The sequence below is a fragment of the Halalkalibacter kiskunsagensis genome (assembly GCF_037027555.1).
GTDB lineage: Bacteria > Bacillota > Bacilli > Bacillales > Bacillaceae_D > Halalkalibacter > Halalkalibacter kiskunsagensis.
The window spans coordinates 1-22,938 of the sequence record NZ_JAXBLX010000014.1 but is presented as its reverse complement, the minus strand read 5'-3'; the positions used below and the strand labels follow the sequence as shown (position 1 = coordinate 22,938).

23 protein-coding genes are annotated in these 22,938 nt (G+C 38.0%); all 23 read right to left on the bottom strand.

Features of this window, described 5'->3' with window-relative positions:
* Positions 1-108 precede the first annotated feature (108 nt).
* The 23 genes from SLH51_RS09900 to SLH51_RS09795 all read right to left on the bottom strand — a co-directional run bounded on the left by SLH51_RS09900 (position 109) and on the right by SLH51_RS09795 (position 22,822).
* Positions 109-1,815, bottom strand: a complete 1,707-nt coding sequence (locus tag SLH51_RS09900) for a proline--tRNA ligase (protein WP_335961099.1) — start codon at positions 1,813-1,815, stop codon at positions 109-111.
* 34 nt (positions 1,816-1,849) lie between these two features.
* On the bottom strand, positions 1,850-3,106 hold the full coding sequence (rseP, locus tag SLH51_RS09895) for an RIP metalloprotease RseP (RefSeq protein ID WP_335961098.1): 1,257 nt from the start codon (positions 3,104-3,106) through the stop codon (positions 1,850-1,852).
* Positions 3,107-3,126: 20 nt separating this feature from the next.
* Positions 3,127-4,275: a 1-deoxy-D-xylulose-5-phosphate reductoisomerase gene (locus SLH51_RS09890; RefSeq protein WP_335961096.1), complete on the bottom strand. Its 1,149-nt coding sequence runs from the start codon at positions 4,273-4,275 to the stop codon at positions 3,127-3,129.
* Positions 4,276-4,326: 51 nt separating this feature from the next.
* Entirely contained in the window at positions 4,327-5,124 is a 798-nt protein-coding gene (locus tag SLH51_RS09885) for a phosphatidate cytidylyltransferase (RefSeq protein ID WP_335961094.1), read from the bottom strand.
* A 15-nt stretch (positions 5,125-5,139) separates the two neighbouring features.
* Complete coding sequence (locus SLH51_RS09880) at positions 5,140-5,904, bottom strand: isoprenyl transferase (protein ID WP_335961092.1); 765 nt, start codon at positions 5,902-5,904, stop codon at positions 5,140-5,142.
* Between the two features lie 146 nt (positions 5,905-6,050).
* Entirely contained in the window at positions 6,051-6,608 is a 558-nt protein-coding gene (gene frr / locus SLH51_RS09875) for a ribosome recycling factor (protein ID WP_335961090.1), read from the bottom strand.
* Positions 6,608-7,327, bottom strand: coding sequence for a UMP kinase (pyrH, locus tag SLH51_RS09870; protein WP_335961088.1), 720 nt, complete (start codon positions 7,325-7,327; stop codon positions 6,608-6,610). Before pyrH ends, frr begins: the two co-directional genes overlap by 1 nt.
* Before the next feature lie 74 nt (positions 7,328-7,401).
* Positions 7,402-8,283: a translation elongation factor Ts gene (gene tsf / locus SLH51_RS09865; protein WP_335961086.1), complete on the bottom strand. Its 882-nt coding sequence runs from the start codon at positions 8,281-8,283 to the stop codon at positions 7,402-7,404.
* Positions 8,284-8,407: 124 nt separating this feature from the next.
* Positions 8,408-9,127, bottom strand: coding sequence for a 30S ribosomal protein S2 (gene rpsB, locus SLH51_RS09860; protein WP_332690264.1), 720 nt, complete (start codon positions 9,125-9,127; stop codon positions 8,408-8,410).
* Between the two features lie 163 nt (positions 9,128-9,290).
* Complete coding sequence (locus SLH51_RS24445) at positions 9,291-9,431, bottom strand: DUF6115 domain-containing protein (protein WP_390183935.1); 141 nt, start codon at positions 9,429-9,431, stop codon at positions 9,291-9,293.
* Positions 9,432-9,758: 327 nt separating this feature from the next.
* Positions 9,759-10,148: a flagellar basal body rod protein FlgB gene (gene flgB / locus SLH51_RS09855; RefSeq protein WP_335961084.1), complete on the bottom strand. Its 390-nt coding sequence runs from the start codon at positions 10,146-10,148 to the stop codon at positions 9,759-9,761.
* 426 nt (positions 10,149-10,574) lie between these two features.
* The gene (codY, locus tag SLH51_RS09850; RefSeq protein WP_335961082.1) at positions 10,575-11,354 is read right to left on the bottom strand and encodes a GTP-sensing pleiotropic transcriptional regulator CodY; all 780 of its coding nucleotides are present in this window, start codon (positions 11,352-11,354) and stop codon (positions 10,575-10,577) included.
* Positions 11,355-11,373: 19 nt separating this feature from the next.
* Positions 11,374-12,765, bottom strand: coding sequence for an ATP-dependent protease ATPase subunit HslU (gene hslU, locus SLH51_RS09845; protein WP_335961080.1), 1,392 nt, complete (start codon positions 12,763-12,765; stop codon positions 11,374-11,376).
* A 30-nt stretch (positions 12,766-12,795) separates the two neighbouring features.
* Positions 12,796-13,341 (bottom strand): ATP-dependent protease subunit HslV, encoded by a 546-nt coding sequence (hslV, locus tag SLH51_RS09840; protein WP_335961078.1) that lies wholly within the window; start codon positions 13,339-13,341, stop codon positions 12,796-12,798.
* A 21-nt stretch (positions 13,342-13,362) separates the two neighbouring features.
* Positions 13,363-14,277, bottom strand: coding sequence for a tyrosine recombinase XerC (gene xerC / locus SLH51_RS09835; RefSeq protein ID WP_335961077.1), 915 nt, complete (start codon positions 14,275-14,277; stop codon positions 13,363-13,365).
* A gap of 53 nt (positions 14,278-14,330) precedes the next feature.
* Positions 14,331-15,638: an FADH(2)-oxidizing methylenetetrahydrofolate--tRNA-(uracil(54)-C(5))-methyltransferase TrmFO gene (gene trmFO, locus SLH51_RS09830; protein WP_335961074.1), complete on the bottom strand. Its 1,308-nt coding sequence runs from the start codon at positions 15,636-15,638 to the stop codon at positions 14,331-14,333.
* 211 nt (positions 15,639-15,849) lie between these two features.
* Positions 15,850-17,925, bottom strand: coding sequence for a type I DNA topoisomerase (topA, locus tag SLH51_RS09825; protein WP_335961072.1), 2,076 nt, complete (start codon positions 17,923-17,925; stop codon positions 15,850-15,852).
* A gap of 139 nt (positions 17,926-18,064) precedes the next feature.
* Positions 18,065-18,943, bottom strand: coding sequence for a DNA-processing protein DprA (dprA, locus tag SLH51_RS09820; protein WP_335961181.1), 879 nt, complete (start codon positions 18,941-18,943; stop codon positions 18,065-18,067).
* Between the two features lie 66 nt (positions 18,944-19,009).
* Entirely contained in the window at positions 19,010-19,924 is a 915-nt protein-coding gene (gene sucD, locus SLH51_RS09815) for a succinate--CoA ligase subunit alpha (RefSeq protein ID WP_335961070.1), read from the bottom strand.
* 18 nt (positions 19,925-19,942) lie between these two features.
* Positions 19,943-21,103 (bottom strand): ADP-forming succinate--CoA ligase subunit beta, encoded by a 1,161-nt coding sequence (gene sucC / locus SLH51_RS09810; RefSeq protein WP_335961068.1) that lies wholly within the window; start codon positions 21,101-21,103, stop codon positions 19,943-19,945.
* A gap of 269 nt (positions 21,104-21,372) precedes the next feature.
* The gene (locus SLH51_RS09805) at positions 21,373-21,573 is read right to left on the bottom strand and encodes a hypothetical protein (RefSeq protein WP_335961066.1); all 201 of its coding nucleotides are present in this window, start codon (positions 21,571-21,573) and stop codon (positions 21,373-21,375) included.
* A gap of 204 nt (positions 21,574-21,777) precedes the next feature.
* Entirely contained in the window at positions 21,778-22,032 is a 255-nt protein-coding gene (locus SLH51_RS09800) for an EscU/YscU/HrcU family type III secretion system export apparatus switch protein (RefSeq protein WP_335961065.1), read from the bottom strand.
* Between the two features lie 16 nt (positions 22,033-22,048).
* Positions 22,049-22,822 carry a ribonuclease HII gene (locus SLH51_RS09795; protein ID WP_335961063.1) on the bottom strand — a complete coding sequence of 258 codons (774 nt, stop codon included), beginning with the start codon at positions 22,820-22,822 and terminating at the stop codon, positions 22,049-22,051.
* Positions 22,823-22,938: the final 116 nt, after the last annotated feature.

Here is a 22,938-nt window from a genome sequence, read left to right as displayed (position 1 = left end):
TGACTCACAAGAACCTCTCCTAATTCAATAGCTGCAGTGAGTTAAGTTCACACGCGCCTACCGACTAGAAATCAGAACCTGATTGCTGAGTCACCCTCATTTGTGTACTTATAATTGACGAAATAGCTTGTTTAATGTTTCTACTAGTTCGGACACATGTACTTCAATCATATCTCCGGTCTTCCTTACCTTTACCTCAACAATACTTTCTGACGCTTTTTTCCCAACGCCTATTCGTATTGGAAGACCAATTAAGTCTGAGTCTTTGAACTTAACACCTGCACGTTCCGGTCGGTCATCAAATAAGACTTCGTATCGTTCTTGCTTTAATGTTTGATAAAGTTCTTCTCCTAATTGCTTTTGTTCTTCGTCTTTCACATTGATTGTCACAAGGTGAATATCAAATGGTGCGACTGATGCCGGCCAAACAATCCCATTCTCATCATGATGCTGTTCAACAATAGCTGCTACCGTTCTTGATACACCAATACCATAACAACCCATGATCATCGTTTGTGATTTTCCATTTTCATCTAAATACTTCGCTCCAAGGGCCTCGCTATATTTCGTACCTAATTTAAATACATGACCAACTTCAATCCCCATTGCAAATTGAATCGTCCCTTTGCCATCAGGTGAAGGATCTCCTTCTTGTATTAATCGAAGATCCTCATAACAAGACACTTGAAAGTCACGACTTGGATTTACATTTTTATAGTGCTTTCCCGCTTCATTTGCCCCACATACACCGTTCACGATGAACTCCACTGCATGATCAGCAATAACCTTTACTGAATCGGACACATTTATCGGTCCTATATAGCCCGTTTCGCAACCTAATATAGTTGCCGTTTGTTCAGGTGTAGCAAGTTCTATAGACGCTTTTCCAAGAACATTTCCTACTTTGATTTCATTCACTTCATGATCGCCACGCACTAGAACAAGAACTGGTTGTTCATCGAGAATATAAAGAAGTGACTTAATCGTATTACTAGAATTCACTCCTAAAAAGGAAGTTACTTCATCAATCGTCTTCACATTTGGAGTATTAACGAGTTGAAGTTCTCCGAATGCTTCTTCTGATTTTGTATAGCTAACACGAACAGGGGCAATTTCAATATTTGCTGCAAAGTCAGATTCGTTTGAATAAGCAATTGTATCTTCTCCGATCTCACTAAGTACCATAAATTCATGCGTATCCGTTCCACCAATTGCTCCTGAATCAGCTTCTACTGCACGGAAATTTAGATTGCAACGCGAGAAAATATTCTGATAAGCATCATACATCTTCTCGTAACTCTCATCTAACCCTTCTTTAGATGTATCAAATGAATAAGCATCTTTCATAATAAACTCACGCGAACGAAGTACCCCGAATCGCGGTCTTCTTTCATCACGATATTTGGTTTGGATTTGATACAAATTCATTGGCAGTTTTTTGTATGATTGAACATCGTCACGTACTAATGTCGTAATCACTTCTTCGTGAGTTGCACCTAGAACGAAGTCACGATTATGACGATCTTTCAACCTCATTAATTCAGGACCGTAATCTCCTAAGCGACCAGACTCCTCCCAAAGCTCAGCAGGTTGAATAGCTGGCATTAGCACTTCCTGCCCGCCAGTGGCATCCATTTCATCGCGAATGACCTCTTCTACCTTTCTTAGGACTTTTTTCCCTAATGGAAGATAAGAATAGATACCTGAAGCTGTTTGACGAATCAAGCCTGCTCGTAACATGAGTTGATGACTTTTAATTTCTGCATCAGCAGGTACATCCCGTAATGTTGGTGATAAATAATTGCGTTGTCTCATTGTGAAAGTCCTTTCCAACTCTTCTATTTACAATTTACATAAAAAACTTATTTATGTCGTTCCAAGTAACAACAATCATTAACAGCATAAGTAAAGCAAAGCCAATAAAGTGAACAAGTCCTTCTTTCTGAGGGTCCATTGGCTTACCTCTAACTGCTTCAAGTCCAATGAAAATCAGCCGTCCACCGTCCATTGCAGGAATAGGAAGTAAATTGATTATGCCTAAATTGACACTTAAAGCAGCTGCCCATTGCATTAATACAAAGATCCCCATTGCCGCTGCCTCACCAGTATAATTATAAATTCCAACAGGGCCAGCAACATAATCCAATGAAAAGTTTCCTGTAACAATCATCCCTAACACTTCAAAGATCATTGTCATAAACATATACGTTTGCGTAAAACCAAACATTATAGAACCCATAAGTGAAAATTCAGTTGGCCTAGCAATCCCAACAAAACCTTCAGGATCTCCAAATTGTCCAACTCTTTCTGATGGCGTTACAGGGATGGTTAAAGATTGTCCTCTCCGCTCTACTTCAAAGACAATTGATTCATTTGGATGTTGTTGAATAATGCTTGTCATCTCATCCCATGTATCAATCGGTTGTCCATCAATCGCTATAACCTGGTCTCCCTCTTGTAATCCAGCTTCAATGGCTGCACTATCAGGAGTTACATCACCTATTTGAGCTTCATCAACAGGCATCCCTTGGAATAATGCAAATGCGATTAAGATTACAACTGCTAAAAGAAAATTCATCATCGGTCCAGCAAAAATAGCTAAAGCACGCTGACCAACTGTTTTCGAGCCAAACTGACGGTTCCACGGGGCTATTTGCGTCTCCTGTTCATCTTGAACAAGGATTGCTTGATTATCAATTTTATACTGCATTCGCTCGCCTTCATCATTATAAGCTTCAATGATGAGTTCACGTTCTAAATCTATTTTCTCAACTTGGACAACAAGTGCCTCCGGATGTTTAGACTTGTTGTTAATGATAATTTTGCTTACCTTACGCGCTGCATTAAATACAAGTCCAATCTCGTAGCCAGGCTTAATATCAATCATTTCTGGGTCTTCCCCGGCCATTCTTACAAAGCCACCTAGTGGAAGCAAACGAATCGTATAAACCGTTTCATTTCGTTTAAAAGAAAAAATTTTCGGACCAAAACCAATCGCAAATTCCCGACATAAAATGCCAGCCCGTTTTGCAAAGTATAAATGTCCCCATTCGTGAATGAAAACTAGAAGGCCGAAAATTACAATGACTGATAATAAAGTATTCATCGCTTAAAATTCCACCTTTCTTATTTGATCGTTGAGTGGATAAAGGCTCTCGTCTCAGCATCAACTGCAATTATTTCTTCCAATGTTGGCTTTTTAATAAGAGAATGTCTTTCAAGAGCTTGTTCAATAACATGTTCAATTTCTAGAAAAGACAATCGGTTTTCTAAGAAATATGCAACTGCTGTTTCATTTGCAGCGTTTAAAACTGTCGGCATCGTCCCACCAAGTTTCCCAGCTTCATAAGCGAATGATATACACCGGAATCGATCCATATCAAGCTTAGTAAAGTGCAAGGCTCCTAATTCCCAGAGGTTTAATCTCTCATGTGAAATCGATTGAAGTCGTTTCGGATACGTAAGTGCATATTGAATAGGAACTCGCATGTCTGGTGTTCCTAATTGAGCAATCACACTCCCGTCTATGTATTCAACCATTGAGTGTATAATACTTTCTTTATGTAGAACGACATCAATTTTCTCATAAGGCATATCGAAAAGCCAACGTGCTTCAATTACTTCAAGCCCTTTATTCATCATTGTTGCAGAATCAATTGTGATCTTTGCACCCATAGACCAATTCGGGTGGTTGAGCGCTTCGCGAACGGTAACATTCACAAGGTCTTCGCGCGAACGGTCACGAAAACTTCCACCGGAAGCCGTAAGAATTAGGCGGTCAGCTTCTTTTATATTCTCCCCGTTCAATGCTTGAAAAATCGCAGAGTGTTCACTATCAACTGGCAGAAGCGATACATTATATCGTTTCGCTTCTTCTGTCACAAGATGACCAGCTGTTACTAGCGTTTCTTTATTAGCGATAGCGATTGTCTTTCCCGCCTGTATTGCAGCGAGCGTTGGCGACAAACCCACACTACCAAGAACAGCATTGACAAGAATTTCTGATTTCTCTGTTGTTGCTACTTCTATTAACCCATCGTTTCCATGAACAACTCTTGTCGAACTAGGCACCTCATGTATTAGTTTATCATAATCTTCTTCCGACTGTACGGATAAAAGCTTTGGAGTAAATTCATGAACTTGTTCAATCGCGAGTTCTATATTTTTCCCTACTGACATTGATTCTAATTTAAAGTGGTTAGGGTGCTTACGAATAACATCTAACGTTTGTGTTCCGATAGAACCAGTAGCACCTAATAAACTAATATGCTTCAACTTACTCACCTACTATTATAAATTATCTCACATATTGCTTTAATTGTTGGCCTAGATTAGTTGAAGCAAATGAAGAATAGGCATGACATAAATCAAACTATCAAATCGATCTAAAATACCTCCATGGCCTGGTAAGACATTTCCTGAGTCTTTGACAGCATAATGCCTCTTTAAAGCTGATTCTACTAAATCACCTAATTGACCAAATATCGATGCAACAATAATTACAAGTAAAGCTGTTATATAACTTGAAAAAACGGGAAAGAAAAAGTAAAAAATAGTACCGACAATCAAAGCTGCTACAATTCCACCAATAGAACCCTCAATTGTTTTCTTCGGACTAATATCTGGCCATAACTTATTCCTACCCCATTTCCGACCGACAAAGTACGCACCTGAATCGGTTGTCCAAATTAATAACAGGACATAAAATACAAGAAACAAACCATGTTCTGGTATATCACGTGTCATAATTAAATAATGAAATCCAAACCCGACATATACCGAAGATAGGATAACAAAACCAACTTGGTCAAAAGTAAATGAGTTTTTTGTAATAACGGTAAACATAAGCAAGACCAAGATCATAAAGATGAAAATTTCAACTTTTGTAAAATAAGAAGGAACTACTAGTTCAAACCAATTTGTCGGTACGAGTAGTAGCCACATTGAAAATAAACTAATAATCCCCATTAACGAGAGTGGAGCTATTTTTTTCATTTTCAATAACTCCATCATTGCAATAGATGCGACAATTGAAATAAACAACGCAAAAACCCAACCACCAAATAAAACCATCGTGACAAAGAAAGCTCCACCAATAATCCCTGTTATTATTCTTTCTTTCAATTTAACATCGCCCCTTTAAACGCCACCGTATCTACGAGCTCGTTTTTGATAGACGGCAATGGCTTCCACTAGGTGCTGTTCATCAAAATCCGGCCACAAAACATCTGTAAACCAAAATTCACTATACGCGACTTGCCATAACATGAAATTACTCAAGCGAATTTCTCCACTTGTTCGAATTAGTAAATCTGGATCACGTAATTCAGCGGTCATCAGATTCTCCTTTAAAACAGATTCATTAATCTCTTCAGCTGATAACGATCCATTTTCAATTTGATTTGCAATTTTTTTTACAGCTTCCATTAATTCAAAACGGCTTCCATAGTTAAGTGCAAAATTTAAAATGAGACCTGTGTTCTTTTCTGTATCTTTAACAGCTTTAGAAACAGCTCGTTTCGTATGCTCAGGTAAGTTTTCAATACTTCCCATTAAACGCACTTTCACATTTTTCTCCATTAACATTGGTAATTCTTTGTTCAGAAAGCGTTCAGGTAATTTCATTAAGTAATCCACTTCTGTTTTTGGACGCTTCCAGTTTTCAGTTGAAAATGCGTATAATGTTAAGATTTCAACACCAAGCTCATCTGCTTTTCGAACAACTTTATTAATGACTTTCATTCCTTCACGATGTCCAGCAATTCGTGGTAATCCCTTTCTTTTTGCCCAACGACCATTCCCATCCATGATAATAGCGATATGCCGTGGGACATTTACATCTTCTATCTTCGGTCCTTCTTGTGAAGATAAAGACGACTTCCATTTTGTTAACTTTTCAAGCATGTTCGCGCCCTCCATCTATGTAGCAGCAGGTTCGTCTCCTTCTAGCTTTACCTTTTTTTCGAAGACTCATAACAAGTAAGAAAGTGTAAAAAACCCCCTAAGATAAGAGAGGGTCTTTTACTATGTCTATTTTACATGGAACTGGCTTACACTTCCATGATTTCTTTTTCTTTCTTTTCTGCTACGTCATCAACTTGAGCAATACTCTTATCGGTTAATTTTTGAACATCATCTGTGCTACGACGTAGCTCATCCTCTGTCATTTCTCCATCTTTTTGACGCTTCTTTAAATCATCATTTGCGTCACGACGAACATTACGAACCGCAACTTTCGCTTCTTCAGCTGATTTTTTTACTAGCTTTACAAGATCCTTCCGGCGTTCTTCTGTTAATGGAGGGATTTGAATTCGAATAACCGCACCGTCATTCGAAGGTGTTAACCCAAGGTCAGCCATTTGAATAGCACGTTCGATATTGGCAATAGAAGACTTGTCAAATGGTTGAATCAATAGTAGCCTTGCTTCCGGTACCGATATCGTTGCCAATTGATTAAGTGGCGTTTCAGCACCATAGTATTCTACCGCAACACGGTCAAGCAATGCTGGATTAGCACGCCCAGCTCTTAATTTAGCTAATTCGCGGTTTAAAGCTTCTATCGCTTTTGCCATTCGTGTTTCTGCATCTTTTTTCACTTCTTGTGACATTATGAATTCCCCCTTACTAATGTGCCAATCTCTTCACCTAGTACCGCTCGCTTAATATTGCCTTCTTCCATAATAGAAAAAACAATTAGTGGAATGTCGTTATCCATACAAAGTGATGAAGCTGTTGAATCCATAACAGCTAACCCTTCTTTTAATACATCCATATAAGAAATCTTTGTATATTTCTTAGCAGTAGTATCTACAGAAGGATCTGCACTGTAAACTCCATCTACTTTATTTTTAGCCATTAAAATAACTTCTGCCTCAATTTCCGCTGCTCTTAGAGCAGCAGTAGTATCCGTAGAGAAATATGGATTTCCTGTCCCTGCTGCAAAGATAACAACACGTTTCTTTTCAAGATGACGAATTGCTTTACGACGAATATATGGCTCTGCTACTTGACGCATTTCAATCGACGTTTGAACTCTAGTTTCAACATCAATATCTTCCAAACTATCTTGCAAAGCCAACGAATTCATGACGGTTGCTAACATACCCATGTAATCAGCCGTCGCACGATCCATTCCCTTTGCACTTCCAGCCATCCCACGCCAGATGTTTCCGCCTCCAACAACAACAGCTACTTCTACTTCTAATTCAACAATTTCTTTAATTTGTTTCGCTACAGATTGGATCACTATTGGATCAATACCATAACCTTGTTCTCCTGCTAATGCTTCACCACTTAGCTTCAATATTACTCGATTATATGTTTGCATGAAAACCTCCGAAATGAGATGAAGTTATTAATACCTCTCTGAAAAAAGGGACACATTGTGCCCCTTCATTTTGATTACTTCTTCACTTGAGACATTACTTCTTCAGCAAAGTTATCTTCGCGTTTTTCGATACCTTCTCCAACTTCATAACGGATAAAGCTCTTTACTGACGCACCTTTACCTTGAACATATTTGCCTACTTTTTGATCGCCATCTTTAACAAATGGTTGATCAAGTAAGCATACTTGTTCAAAATACTTAGAAAGACGCCCTTCTACCATTTTCTCAACGATCTTAGCCGGTTTTCCTTCGTTTAATGCTTGTTGCGTAAGAACCTCACGTTCACGCTCTACTTCTTCTTGTGATACTTCGTCACGAGAAACATACGTTGGATTAATAGCAGCAACGTGCATCGCAACATCTTTTGCCAATTCTGAGTCAGTTGAGCCACTTACAACTGAAAGCACACCAATACGGCCACCCATATGTAAGTACTCACCAAAAGCATCTCCATCTTCTTTTTCGACAATTTCAAAACGACGAAGAGAGATTTTCTCGCCAATTTTAGCAATTGAAGCATTAATGTATTCTTGAACCGTTTGTCCATTTGCAAATGGTTGCTCTAAAGCTACTTCAACAGAAGATGGTGCATTAGCAATAAGGTGTGAAGCTAAATCCCCAACAAGCTTTTGGAAATTTTCGTTCTTAGCAACGAAATCTGTTTCTGAATTAACTTCAACGATTACCGCTTTGTTGCCTTCAGATTTCACAGCAGCAAGACCTTCTGCAGCTACACGATCCGCTTTCTTAGCAGCACTTGCAATCCCTTTTTCACGTAGAAAATCAATTGCTTTCTCCATATCACCGTTTGTTTCTGTTAAAGCTTTCTTACAATCCATCATCCCTGCGCCAGTTTTTTCACGCAATTCTTTTACCATGCTCGCTGTTACAGCCATCAAAAACGCCTCCTTAAAGTGTCAGTATGTACAGGTACATCATCTTATAAACTTAATTACGAGTTCATAAAAAAAAGGTGGTAAAGGGTAATACCCCTTTACCACCCTTTTTTAGCAAATGAAATTAAGCTGTTGTTGTTTCTTCAACTTCTACCTCTTCTTCAGCAGAAGTAGATTCGATTACCGCATCGGCCATTTTACCTGTTAAAAGTTTAACAGCACGAATTGCATCATCGTTACCAGGAATTACATAATCAATTTCATCAGGGTCACAGTTTGTATCTACAATCGCAACAATTGGGATGTTTAGCTTGTGAGCTTCCGCAATTGCAATGCGCTCTTTACGAGGATCAATTACAAAAAGTGCATCAGGAACACCTTTCATATCCTTGATACCACCTAAGAACTTCTCTAAACGATCCATTTCCTTCTTAAGAAGAATAACTTCTTTCTTAGGAAGAACATCAAAAGTACCGTCTTCTTGCATCTTTTCAAGCTTTTTAAGACGAGTAATACGTTTTTGGATTGTTTCAAAGTTCGTTAATGTACCACCTAACCAACGTTGATTAATGAAGTACATACCACAACGCTCAGCTTCTTCTTTAACAGAATCTTGAGCTTGTTTTTTTGTACCTACGAAAAGGATTTTCCCTCCGTCAGCAGCTAAGTCACGTACAAAGTTATACGCTTCCTCAACCTTTTTGACTGTCTTTTGTAAGTCAATAATGTAAATACCGTTACGTTCTGTGAAGATGTAGCGATCCATCTTAGGGTTCCAACGACGAGTCTGGTGACCGAAGTGTACCCCAGCTTCTAATAATTGCTTCATGGAGATTACTGCCACATCAAACACCTCCTTTAAAATTGGTTTTTTTTTAGCCTCCGCCCTCATCATCTTTATGAGAGACTGGATATCCAGCACCTTCACATAAATTAGAAAGCGTGTGTGATTAACACCGTTGATTACTATATCATATTGATAATGTTGTTGCAAGCATAATTAGACATTAACGGTAAAATTTCAACATTAATTCTACCTCTCCTTTTCCTAAATGTAATCTTTTCGCAATTTCTTCAGCGTTTAATCCTTTTTTCGAAAGAGAAAGTACTTTTGCTGTATCAGATTGCTCATATATATCCTCTTCCACCTCCAAATTCGAGATGGGAGGCAAATAATTGTTATAACGATCCTTTTCTCCATTATGACTCTCTGGAAAACAAGTGGCGATTATTGATTTGGATATTTGGATGGGCAATTTAGATATCTTAATGGGATTATCACCTCATGGATTTATTGGAAAGTCAACTATCTATCTTGGATATTATTGAGGAAAGTCCATCTGGCATTTCCTATATTGGGGGTGGGTCTGATTTTTCGAAGCTTGTTGATTTGAATGTTGAGCGTTTACATCGTTTCTTTTCTCAACTTGAATTACTTGTCAAAAGTTTGATTACATCTTTTTGGATATGGGCGCCTACTTCCCTCCTCTTATCACCGTTTGCAAATTTGTAAATCGTCCATTCAATCGATCAATCATTGCATTATAATAAATTTGATTTTTGGCCAGCTCAGCCATCTCCAAATCAATATTTTGATTATGATTGTACGTTGTAGATCGATTAGCTTCCACAACTGTAGACAGTTTTGCTGTACTAAAATCTACATGAAGCTCATTTGTCCGATTAGCTTTTAATTTTGTCTCATTTAAAGCATCGTTTAATGTATGTTTAAAATTAACTTGCTTTGCAGTGTAATTGGGAGTGTCGAGATTTGCTATATTTTGAGATATGCTGTTCTGTCGTAAATGGGCACCAGTTAACCCTCTTTCTAACACTTTAAATGTTGAACTTCCAAAAAGATCCAAGATCAATCACCTTCCGACACTAATTATGAATTCGACAACATTCGCACTTTATTTTCACATATTTTCACAAAGTCTCTATGAGAATAGTATTAAAACTCGTTCCAAAAGTCTAACATCGTTTTTGTCATACTAGCATTCGTGATAAAAGAACTATATAAAATGTAGACTTTTGTCACAAGAACCTTTGATAATATTATTAACCACCACTAACATAACACGCATTTCGACATGTTTCTTTATGATCCTTCATACTCTTATAGAATTCTATCACAGTCTTCTCATATATCCGGACTATTATTATGTCAAAAAAAGAACAAGGGTATATCCAAGGTCTTTATAACCTTTGAACACACCCTTGTTCTTTTTCATGCATTTCACGAAAGCAACTTATCAATAAGAAACACTTTCTCTTAATGCTATACTTTTTTACTTCGCTTTTAATTTATCCAATTCTAGTAAAAACTTATCATTTAAGACTTTAATATATGTTCCCTTCATTCCTAGTGAACGCGATTCAATAACACCAGCACTTTCAAGTTTGCGAAGAGCGTTAACAATTACAGAACGGGTAATCCCAACTCGATCAGCAATTTTACTAGCCACTAGTAATCCTTCTTTTCCATCTAATTCATGGAAAATGTGTTCAACAGCCTCTAGTTCACTGTATGAAAGAGAGCTAATTGCCATTTGGACAACTGCTTTGCTTCTTGCTTCTTCTTCAATTTCCTGTGTTTTTTCATGCAGAATTTCCATTCCAACAACTGTTGCTCCATATTCAGCTAAAATTAAATCATCATCACTAAAGGAATCATTCAAACGAGCAAGAATTAATGTACCAAGTCTTTGCCCACCGCCTAGAATTGGAACAATTGTTGTTAAACCACTACTAAACAATTCCTTATTTTCTACGGGAAATGCCGTATAGTCACTTTCAATATCCAGGTTAGCAGATGTTTCTTCGATTTTGAAAAGTCCATCTGTATACTCTTCTGGAAAACGACGATCTTCAAGCATCTTTTTCATACGCTCATTTTCAATTTCTTGTTTTATTGCATAGCCTAAAAGCTTTCCACGACGACTCACAACGAAAGTGTTTGCACTAATCGTATCTCGAAGCGTTTCAGCCATATCTTTAAAATTGACATGCTGAACCCCTGTTTTTTGAAGCATTTCGTTAATTTTTCTTGTTCTTGATAATAAATTCATTCCTTCTCCTCCTACAACATTACAAAATAAATTGACTAAGATCTCGATTCTTTGCAATAGAAGCCAGTTTTTCGTCTACATATTCAGGCGTTATGACAATTTCCTCTAAATTAATATCTGGTGCTTCAAATGATAGATCCTCGAGCAATTTTTCAAGAATTGTGTGCAAACGTCTTGCACCTATATTTTCGGTTTCTTGGTTTACCTCCGTTGCAATAGTCGCAATCTTATGAACAGCTTTGTCCGAAAACGTTACTTTTATACCTTCCATTTCAAGAAGTGCCACATATTGCTTAATTAATGCATTATTCGGTTCAATTAAAATACGTACAAAATCATCAACTGATAAATTAGCAAGTTCAACTCTTATTGGAAAACGTCCTTGAAGCTCCGGAATTAGATCAGATGGTTTTGCCATATGAAATGCTCCGGCCCCAATAAAGAGAATGTGATCTGTTTTAACCGATCCATATTTCGTAACAACATTCGAACCTTCTACAATAGGCAAAATATCACGTTGCACACCTTCCCGTGATACATCAGCAGATTGTTGACCTTTGCTAGCTACTTTGTCAATTTCATCTATAAATATGATCCCTAACTGTTCTGCTTTCGTCACAGCCTCTTGACTCACTTCATCCATATCAATTAGCTTTTGAGCTTCTTCTTCTATTAGAACCTTTCTAGCATCCGAAACCGGCAAACGTCTTTTCTTTCTTTTCTTAGGTAACATCCCACCAAGCATTTCTTGCATGTTCATTCCCATTTGCTCCATGCCTTGCCCTTGAAACATATCCAAAAAGCTTTGTGACTGTTCATCGACTTCTATCGTTACTATGTGATCTTCTAGTTCCCCTAAAGCAAGCTTATGCGCCATTTGTCTTCGCTTTTGAGCTATGTTTGTTTCTTCACTTGGCTCTGGCTCTACTTCTTGTGTTGCTTGCCCACCAAAAATCATCTCAAAGGGATTTTTATAAGAAGACTGCTTTTTTGCTTGTGGTACGAGTAAATCCACAAGACGACCATTTGCATTTTCCTCAGCTTGTGCACGAACTTGCTGCATTTTCTCTTCTTTGACAATTCTCACACTAGTTTCTACAAGGTCTCTGATCATTGATTCAACGTCACGACCAACATAACCAACCTCAGTAAATTTTGTTGCTTCTACTTTAACAAAAGGAGCTCCTACTAGCTTCGCTAGTCTACGAGCAATCTCCGTTTTCCCAACGCCTGTAGGACCAATCATTAAAATGTTTTTTGGCGTAATTTCTTCTTTCATTTTGTCATCAAGTAAAGATCTACGGTAGCGGTTACGCAAGGCAATAGCTACGGATTTCTTTGCATCTTCTTGTCCTACAATAAATTGATTCAAACGTTCAACAATTTCACGCGGAGTTAAATTTGCTTTCACATTGTCACTCTCCAATCTGGATTCAGTCAACTATTTAAGTTCTTCAACTACTATATTCAAATTGGTATACACACAAATTTCGCCAGCTGTTTCCAATGCAGCTCTGGCAATCTCTTTAGCCGTTAACTCAGAAGCATGTTTCTTTAAAGCACGCCCCGCAGATAGTGCATAATTGCCACCAGAGCCAATCGCTAATATCCCATCGTCGGGTTCAATCACTTCACCTGTACCTGACACAAGTAACAAATGCTCTTTATTCATTACGATCAACATCGCCTCAAGCCTTCTAAGGACTTTATCACTTCTCCACTCTTTTGCAAGTTCAACTGCAGCACGTTGAAGATTACCGTTATACTCTTCAAGTCTTGCTTCGAACTTTTCAAACAGTGTAAACGCATCAGCTACAGAACCAGCAAAGCCAGCTATGACTTTCCCTTGATAGATTTTACGAACTTTTTTTGCAGTATGTTTCATTACGACAGCATTTCCAAATGTAACTTGGCCATCCCCCGCCATAGCACATTCACCATTATGTTGAACCGCAAAAATAGTTGTTGCATGAAAAGATTGATCCATATATATCCTCCTTACATCCTTTTATGACCTTGGATGAGAATGTTTGTATACGTCCCGTAATCGATCTTTTGTTACATGTGTGTATATTTGAGTTGTTGAGAGATGTTCATGACCTAAAAGCTCTTGAACTACACGCAAATCCGCTCCGTTATTTAACATATGTGTTGCAAACGAATGCCTTAAATCATGAGGACGTAACTTTTTATTATCAGATACCCTTTCCATTCGCTTTTTCACAATCGTTCGAATACTACGATCAGATAATGTACCTCCTCGGTAATTTAAGAACAATGAGGAATTGGGTTGCTTTGCTTTGGCCAAGAGAGAATTTCTTCCCTTATCACAATACTTCTGCAAGGCATCGCTCGCAAATGCGCCTATTGGTGTGTAGCGCTCTTTGCGTCCCTTCCCAACAATTAATACTGTTCCAATTGAAAAATCAAGATCATTTAAATCAAGTTGGCTACATTCACTTACACGCATACCAGTCGCGTATAATAGCTCTAATATAGCACGGTCTCTTAGATCTAGTGGTTCAGAACCCGTTAATGAATCAAAAAGCTCTGTCATTTCTTCTTCATATAAGAAAGTCGGCAAACGCTCTCCACTTTTTGGAAGGGTAACTGCTACAAACACATTTTCATTTACCCTCCCGTCCCTCATATGAAACATGTAAAAGCTTCGCAAAGCGGAAATTTTACGAGAGACCGTCTTTCTCGCATATTGTTTATCAAAAAGCAATAATAAATAGTCGCGTACATGTTGAGTCGTAACGTCAGAAAAACAAACAATGCCACGTTTTTTCATAAACAACTCAAAGTCTGCAATGTCACGAGCATAATTCGTTGTCGTATGTATAGAACTACTTTTCTCTAATCGCAAATATGTAAGAAATAAATCTAGCCAGGACTGTTTTCCCAATCTAAACACCCTCATCACTCACAGAGCTACTAAATTCTAACATGATTAAGTAGCTCTGACAACGTTATTTACATTTTTTTCACAAAATTCTGAATTGTACTGATTGCACGGTTAGCTAAGGTCTTATAACGCTCTTTTTTATCACGAATTCGCTCTTCTAAAGGTGGTAACAACCCAAAGTTTGCGTTCATCGGTTGAAAGTTCTTAGAATTCGCCGTTGTAATGTATGAAGCCATACTTCCAATAACCGTCGTATCCGGGAATGTTATAAGCTCTTTTCCTTGTACATAGTTCGCGGCATTTATTCCAGCTACAAGACCTGCCGCTGCCGACTCAACATATCCTTCTACACCTGTAATTTGACCTGCAAAAAACAAATCATCACGCTCTTTATATTGATACGTTGATTTCAGTAAGTTTGGTGAGTTGATAAATGTATTTCGATGCATAACGCCATACCGAACGATTTCAGCATTTTCAAGGCCAGGGATTAATTGCAGTACTTCTTTTTGTGGTCCCCACTTTAAATGAGTTTGAAATCCAACAATATTGTAGAGTGTACCTGAGGTATTGTCCTGTCTTAGTTGAACTACAGCAAACGGCCTTTTACCCGTTTTAGGATCTTCTAACCCAACTGGTTTCATCGGTCCAAATAACATTGTTTTTCGGCCACGCTTTGCCATTACTTCTATCGGCATACATCCTTCAAAGAAAATTTCTTTTTCAAACTCTTTCAAAGGAACCGTTTCTGCTGCAATAAGCGCCTCATAAAATCGATCAAACTCTTCTTCCGTCATTGGGCAATTTAAATAAGCCGCTTCTCCTTTGTCATATCTTGACTTTAAATAAACTTTATCCATATCAATTGATTCAGTTTCAATAATCGGAGCAGCTGCATCATAAAAATATAAGTATTCTTCGCCTGTTATTTCTCTTAACTCTTTTGACAGACTCTCTGAAGTCAAAGGACCTGTAGCAATAATCGTTGGACCTTCAGGAATCGAGGTGATCTCTTCATTGAATACGGTAACATTCAGATGATTTCTGACACGGTCTGTAACCGCACCTGCAAATTCATGCCGATCAACAGCTAGTGCTCCTCCTGCTGGAACTGAGGCATCATCTGCAGAGCGAATAATAACTGAATCCAAGTTACGCATTTCTTCTTTCAGAACACCTACAGCATTCGTTAATGCATTTCCTCTTAATGAATTACTACATACTAATTCAGCAAATTTATCGGTATGATGAGCCGGCGTTTGCTTTACCGGGCGCATTTCATATAAATGTACAGTAACGCCTCGTTTTGCAAGCTGCCAAGCCGCTTCGCTACCAGCTAGACCTGCACCGATCACGTTAACATGTTGCTTCTTCAAAATAATCCCTCCATCTTACAGTAGAAATGAGGGTGACCCATAAAAATCTGACACCTAGTATTTACACAATATATCAGAGTGAGCAATTTCACAGCTTATATATTCTGCACTAGGGGACAGACTTTTCTTTCCTGAGCCACCCTCTCTTTTTCATTAAACTATATTATCATAATACAGCAAACAACTACAAGATTTTTCACTTTCCCGTCAATTAATTAGATTCTTCCTTGTAGTCACACGCCGAACACTCAACATTAACGCCTTTTTTACTCTTTTTCTCTACAAGCATTTTTCCGCACTTCGGACAAGGACGCGCGATCGGCTTATCCCACGAAATAAATTCACACTCAGGATAACGGTCACACCCATAAAAAATACGTCGTTTCTTACTTTTCCGTTCAACAATATTGCCTTCTTTACAAGTAGGACATTTCACCCCGATATCTTTGACAATTGCTTTTGTATTACGACACTCCGGAAAGTTTGAGCAAGCCATAAATTTCCCATAGCGCCCCATTTTATAGACCATTTCATGACCACATTTTTCACAATCTTCACCAGCAGGTTCATCTTTAATTTCTACTTCTTTCATTTCTTCTTCTGCAACGGCTAAGCGTTTCTCAAAGCCATTATAGAACTCATCAATAATTCGTATCCATTCCTTCTGACCATCTTCTATTGAATCAAGATCATTTTCCATCTTCGCTGTGAATTCAACATCAAGAATCTCAGGAAAAAATTCAACAATAAGCTCCAAGACGATTTGACCTAATTCTGTTGGAATGAATCTCTTGTCCTCAAGAGCTACATACCCACGCCTTTGGATGGTATCTAACGTAGGTGCATAGGTAGATGGGCGACCTATTCCAAGCTCTTCCATCGTCTTTACGAGTCTCGCCTCTGTATACCTTGGAGGCGGCTGTGTGAAGTGTTGATTCGGTTCTATTTCTACCTTCTCAACCTTATGACCTTCTTCCAAGTTCGGTAATAGACGATCCTCTTCTTTTTTGCCGTCATCATTTCCTTCTATATACACTTTCATAAATCCGGCAAACTTCACCTTTGATCCGGTAGCTCTAAATTGGACTCCATTTTGTTCAATGTCCACGGTCATTGTGTCCATAATAGCTGGAGCCATCTCACTTGCAACCATCCGCTCCCAGATAAGTTTATATAGTCGTAATTGATCTCTAGACAAGAAGCTTTTTACGGTCTTTGGATCTTTAAAGACAGATGTTGGTCGAATTGCCTCATGCGCATCTTGTGCCTTTTTATCTTTTTTCACAACACGTTTTTCAGTACGTGTATATTCATCACCAAATGTTTCTTGAATGTACTGCTTTGCTTCTTCCTGAGCGGTTTCTGAGATACGAGTTGAATCTGTACGCATGTAAGTTATCAACCCTACCGCACCTTCTTTTTTATCTAACTCAATTCCCTCATATAACTGTTGGGCGATCATCATTGTTTTCTTTGCTCTAAAATTCAACTTACGTGCAGCTTCTTGCTGAAGTGATGAAGTTGTAAAAGGAGAAACAGGATTCCGTTTCCGTTCTTTCTTCTTTACTGACACCACATCAAACTGATTATTTGACAGTTTCGAAAGAACATTTTTTACATCGCCTTCAGATTTCAATTCTTGCTTTTTTCCTTCTATTCCGTAGAATTTTGCATCAAATGTCTCACCCTCAAGTGAAAATTGCGCAGGAATGCTCCAATACTCTTCTGGTACAAAGCTTTGTATCTCTTTCTCACGTTCTATAATCATTTTTACAGCAACAGATTGAACCCGTCCAGCACTTAACCCTTTTTTCACTTTCTTCCATAATAATGGGCTAATGTTGTACCCTACTAACCGGTCTAGAATTCTCCGAGCTTGCTGTGCATCAACCAAATCCATGTTTATCGGACGTGGTGTTTTGAAAGCGTCCTTAATTGCTTGTTTTGTTATTTCGTTAAAGACGACTCTACATTCTGAATTTTCATCAATATCAAGACTGTGAGCGAGATGCCAAGCAATCGCTTCACCTTCTCTATCAGGGTCAGCTGCGAGATAGATTTTTTTTACTTTTTTTGCAGCTGTTTTTAATTCTTTTAAAACGGGACCTTTTCCACGAATTGTAATGTACTTGGGCTCATAATTTTTTTCTACATCTACTCCCATTTGACTTTTTGGTAAGTCTCTAACATGTCCCATTGAAGCTTTTACTATAAACTTTTTCCCTAAATATTTTCCAATGGTCTTTGCTTTGGCGGGAGATTCAACGATTACTAAATAATCGGCCATGTAAGCAACTCCCTCTCTCGAAGATATAATTAAAATCTTCCCTATTATTAAACAGACTTTTACCATTTGTCAAACAGGAGTTGGAAATGGAGGGAATAAGATGTGGTTGCTTTTTGTCGAAATGTGTATTATTTTCACTTTAATGCTCCTGTAATTCTTGTAAAATATCCTCTTCATGTAACACTAATTTCGCTCCTTGTTGGATAAGTAAATTCGTCCCTTTTGATTGAGATGAAAAAATAGAACCAGGAATAGCAAATACATCTCTTCCTTGCTCTAAAGCCTGATCTGCCGTTATTAAAGAACCACTTCGTTCTTTCGCTTCAATAACAAGGACAGCTTTACATAGTCCACTAATCACTCGATTTCGTGCAGGAAAATGCCATTTTTGTGGGGGGGTATTAGGTGGGTATTCAGACAGGATAAGATGGTTTTTCGACATTTGTGAAAACAAATCAAAATTTTCTTTCGGATATAAATAAGATAGACCTGAACCGAGAACGGCGATTGTTTTTCCCGACGCATTAATCGTTTGCCAATGAGCTAAAGAATCTATGCCTCTTGCAAAACCACTAACAATTGTCCAGTCGTTTCGTGAGATAGCTGGAATCAGCTTAGAAATCGTTTGTACTCCTATAGACGTTGGTGCACGTGTTCCAACAACAGCTAATCGTTTTTCTGATGCTAGAATCGTTCGTAGCCCCATCCCATATAAAACGAGTGGTGGATCGTATATTTCTTTTAATAAAAGAGGGTAGTCTGAATCTAGAATCGTTATTGTAAAAATGTTTTTTGAATCAAAATAAGCTAAAAGTTGTTCAGGAGAAGTAGCACGAAGGTATTTATAGATGCTTAGTGCCTTACTATGAGGTATTTTGAATTGGGTTTGCAGATCAGACACAGAATCACCATAAATCTTCTGCAAATCAGGGTCAGCGAAAAGGATATTGCGTAAGAGACTTCTAGACATGTCTGAACAGCTATGAACATGAACGAGCCGTTCTCTAATAAATGGCATCAATTAACCAGCTCCTTTTTAATTAGAAGAAAGCCCCCAACTACCTGAGGACTTTCTCCAATTATATTAGTTTGTTACTTTATGTGTTGTACACTTTTCTAGTAAATCCTTCTCTTTAAGGACAGAAATGAGTGTCTCACCCATAACAGATGGAGTTTCAGCTACTTTAATACCACAAATTTCCATTGTTTTGATTTTTTCCGCAGCTGTCCCTTTACCACCAGAAATAATTGCACCAGCATGTCCCATACGCTTTCCTGGAGGAGCTGTTTGACCACCAATAAATCCAACAACTGGTTTTGTCATGTTTGCTTTTACCCATTCAGCGGCTTCTTCTTCAGCCGTACCACCAATTTCACCAATCATAATAACTGCATACGTTTCTGGGTCTTCATTGAAAAGATTTAAAACATCAATGAAGTCTGTTCCATTTACTGGGTCTCCACCAATCCCTACAGCTGATGACTGACCAATCCCATTTGTAGATAATTGATGTACTGCCTCATACGTAAGTGTACCAGAGCGAGATACAACTCCTACATGACCTTTTTTATGAATGTATCCTGGCATAATACCAATTTTACATTCTTCAGGCGTAATAACACCTGGGCAGTTTGGTCCGATAAGACGAGTTTTCTTGCCTTCCATATATCGCTTAACATTAACCATATCCATTACTGGAATTCCTTCAGTAATACAAATAGCTAAATCCAGACCAGCATCTGTTGCTTCCATAATTGCATCTGCAGCAAATGCAGGTGGCACGTAAATAACAGATGCATTTGCACCAGTTGCCTTTACTGCTTGTTCTACTGTATCAAATACCGGAATTCCTTCTACTTCTGTACCACCTTTACCAGGTGTTACACCACCGACAATATTCGTACCATATTCAACAGCTTGCTTTGTATGGAACAAGCCCGTAGCTCCTGTAATCCCTTGAACAATAACTTTTGTATCTTTGTTAATAAGGATACTCATTATAGATGTCCCGCCTTTCTATTTCACTAATGAAACGATTTTTTGTGCGCCATCAGCCATTGAATCTGCAGCTGTAATATTTAAACCTGAATCTTTAAGAATTTGCTTACCAAGATCAACATTTGTACCTTCTAAACGAACGACAAGTGGAATTTCAAGACCCACTTGTTTCGTAGCTTCAACTACACCTTCAGCAATAATGTCACACTTCATAATTCCACCGAAGATATTAACAAAAATTCCTTTTACGCTCTCATCTGAAAGAATGATCTTGAACGCTTCAGTAACTTTTTCTGCTGTTGCACCGCCACCTACATCAAGGAAGTTAGCAGGATCGCCACTATAATGTTTAATAATATCCATTGTTGCCATAGCTAGACCGGCTCCATTAACCATACAACCGATATTTCCATCTAAAGAAATATAGCTTAAGTCGTATTTTGATGCTTCAATCTCTTTTGCGTCTTCTTCTTCAAGATCACGATATGCAAGAATATCTTTTTGACGATAAAGAGCATTTGAATCAAAGTTCAATTTTGCGTCTAACGCCATAACTTTTCCATCACCAGTAGTGACAAGTGGGTTAATTTCAGCAATCGAACAATCTTTTTCTACAAACACTTTGTAAAGGCCGAGCATAAACTTAACTGCTTGTCCTACTAGTTCTTTTGGAATATTAATATTAAATGCAAGGCGACGTGCTTGGAAACCTTGCAAACCGACTGCTGGGTCTATTATTTCCTTAAAAATTTTCTCAGGAGTCGCTTCAGCAACTTCTTCAATTTCTGTTCCGCCTTCTTCAGAAGCCATCAAAACAACGCTTGAAGTAGCACGGTCTAATACTAGACCAATGTAATATTCATTTTTAATATCGCAGCCTTCTTCAACAAGTAAGCGCTTTACTTCTTTGCCTTCTGGTCCAGTTTGATGAGTTACAAGCGTCTTCCCAAGAATCTCATTTGCATATGTACGAACTTCATCTAAACCTTTTGCAACTTTAACACCGCCGGCTTTTCCGCGACCACCTGCATGGATTTGTGCTTTTACAACACTTACTTTAGACCCTAGTTCCTTTGCTGCCTCAACTGCTTCATCTACTGAGAACGCTACTTTTCCGTTAGGAACCGCAACACCGTACTGACGAAGTAGCTCTTTTCCTTGATACTCGTGGATATTCATTCTCTCTCCAGCCTCCTATCAATTGCATGTAATTTCATGCCATTCAACACATACGATGTGAAATGACTGAATCCTTCTTTATTCTACCATTGTTTTGTCAAAATGGGGAGGGGAAATTCCCTCTCCCTTTCAAATTAATTGAAAAAGTTTGACATTATCCAATTTTCTCTTCTGCAATGTTTGAATAATCAGTTTCACTTTCTTCATAACCTTCCACTAATTCATAAGGATATGGATTTTTCAAAAACAGTCCAACACTTCCAAATACGCTATTTACGTTGTTTCTTTTTCTCTTCTTGGTTTTCCTTGTCTGCATCTTTATCCTTTTGATTCAAGATATATTTCATTAGATTTGTCTTTGAATCAGACTCTTGTACAGAGTGATGGAAACCAAATTCATGCGCATACTCTTCCCTGAATTGTTTCAGAAGCATTTCTGCTTCTCGTACGGATGATTTATCATCTTTCATCTCACATCGCCTCCCTTACTAAATTTATCCCACCAATAAAAAAAGCTTGCACACATAGTATGTCCTAAACTAGACGTGCTACTTGTACGATACTACTGAAAAAGGTTGCTTTTTGAGCGCTTTGAAAAAGATCGATTTTTTTACCTTTTTCAGTGCCTTCTGGTTTTCACCTTTTACAGTGGCTTCACTTATACCAACTCTTTTTTATACATTACGATCAATACGATAAATAAATGCAAACACTTCAGCTACCACTTCATATAGTTCCTGAGGGATCGCTTGATTCAATTCCAGCTCGGCAAGCACATCTACAAGAGAAGCATCTTCTTGAATATGACTCGGAAAAATATTCGTAATTCTCCCATGAAACAGTTGGCCTGTTGTTAAGGAAAAGCTTTTATACTGTTTTGTACTTTGTATTTTCTTCTCTGAGTGATTTTGAATGTAAGAATGAAGCAATGGACTCAACTCCTACTTATGTAACTAGTAGACTATCTTTAATTGGTCGAAAAGATCTCCTGTGTTCTCGTGTAATTCCTAACTTAGAAATAGCATCTAAATGTTCTTTCGTACCGTAACCTACATGATTAGTAAACCCATATCCTGGAAATTCTTTATCCAGCTCAGTCATGTACCGATCTCTTGTTACTTTCGCTAATATCGAACTCGCAGCGATTGAAATGCTTTTTTGATCGCCTTTTATTATAGGCGTTTGTTCAATTGATACATCAAGAGTAATCGCATCTAATAACAAATGATCTAATTGGCATGTCAAATCTTTCACAGCTTTTGACATTGCTAGTTTTGTAGCTTCATATATATTTATCTCATCAATTTGAGCAGCATGAACCATTTGAATTGAATAGGCAACTGCTTCTTCTCTAATAATCTCATAAAAAATTTCTCGCTTTTCCTTCGATAGTTTTTTCGAATCAGTTAGTCCTAGTAACTTAAATTCAACAGGCAAAACAACTGCAGCTGCTACAACTGGGCCAGCTAATGGACCTCTTCCTACCTCATCTAGACCAGCTATGTTTTTATTTCCGTTTTTTCGAAGAGTGTTTTCATATTTAGTCATTTGTACGTGCATTTCTTCTAATGCAAATTGTTTATTTTTCATCGTTTCATATCGTTTTAATAATCTCTGTACACCTTTCCTCTCATCCTTTCGTAGTGTCTCTAACATTTCTTGATCCGTTTCATTTTTGTGAATTAATTTTTCTTCTAATTCTTTTATCGAAATTGACATTACTAACTCCTTCCTTCTTAGTCAAAGGTCTGTTGCTTACAGTGAACTACCCACCACTTACCACCCTTACGGGTTGCTTGAAGTGGGGGCTTCTTGGGTAATCACCACTTTTAGCA

What these genes read in the sequence shown, in the direction of transcription:
- SLH51_RS09900 (WP_335961099.1), bottom strand. Translation starts at nt 1,815, where the DNA reads ATGAGACAACGCAATTATTTATCACCAACATTACGGGATGTACCTGCT.
- rseP (WP_335961098.1), bottom strand. Translation starts at nt 3,106, where the DNA reads ATGAATACTTTATTATCAGTCATTGTAATTTTCGGCCTTCTAGTTTTC.
- SLH51_RS09880 (WP_335961092.1), bottom strand. Translation starts at nt 5,904, where the DNA reads ATGCTTGAAAAGTTAACAAAATGGAAGTCGTCTTTATCTTCACAAGAA.
- frr (WP_335961090.1), bottom strand. Translation starts at nt 6,608, where the DNA reads ATGTCACAAGAAGTGAAAAAAGATGCAGAAACACGAATGGCAAAAGCG.
- pyrH (WP_335961088.1), bottom strand. Translation starts at nt 7,327, where the DNA reads ATGCAAACATATAATCGAGTAATATTGAAGCTAAGTGGTGAAGCATTA.
- tsf (WP_335961086.1), bottom strand. Translation starts at nt 8,283, where the DNA reads ATGGCTGTAACAGCGAGCATGGTAAAAGAATTGCGTGAAAAAACTGGC.
- codY (WP_335961082.1), bottom strand. Translation starts at nt 11,354, where the DNA reads ATGAATTTATTATCAAGAACAAGAAAAATTAACGAAATGCTTCAAAAA.
- hslV (WP_335961078.1), bottom strand. Translation starts at nt 13,341, where the DNA reads ATGGATCAATCTTTTCATGCAACAACTATTTTTGCGGTTCAACATAAT.
- xerC (WP_335961077.1), bottom strand. Translation starts at nt 14,277, where the DNA reads ATGAGGGTGTTTAGATTGGGAAAACAGTCCTGGCTAGATTTATTTCTT.
- topA (WP_335961072.1), bottom strand. Translation starts at nt 17,925, where the DNA reads ATGGCCGATTATTTAGTAATCGTTGAATCTCCCGCCAAAGCAAAGACC.
- dprA (WP_335961181.1), bottom strand. Translation starts at nt 18,943, where the DNA reads ATGCCATTTATTAGAGAACGGCTCGTTCATGTTCATAGCTGTTCAGAC.
- sucD (WP_335961070.1), bottom strand. Translation starts at nt 19,924, where the DNA reads ATGAGTATCCTTATTAACAAAGATACAAAAGTTATTGTTCAAGGGATT.
- sucC (WP_335961068.1), bottom strand. Translation starts at nt 21,103, where the DNA reads ATGAATATCCACGAGTATCAAGGAAAAGAGCTACTTCGTCAGTACGGT.
- SLH51_RS09805 (WP_335961066.1), bottom strand. Translation starts at nt 21,573, where the DNA reads ATGAAAGATGATAAATCATCCGTACGAGAAGCAGAAATGCTTCTGAAA.
- SLH51_RS09795 (WP_335961063.1), bottom strand. Translation starts at nt 22,822, where the DNA reads ATGTCAATTTCGATAAAAGAATTAGAAGAAAAATTAATTCACAAAAAT.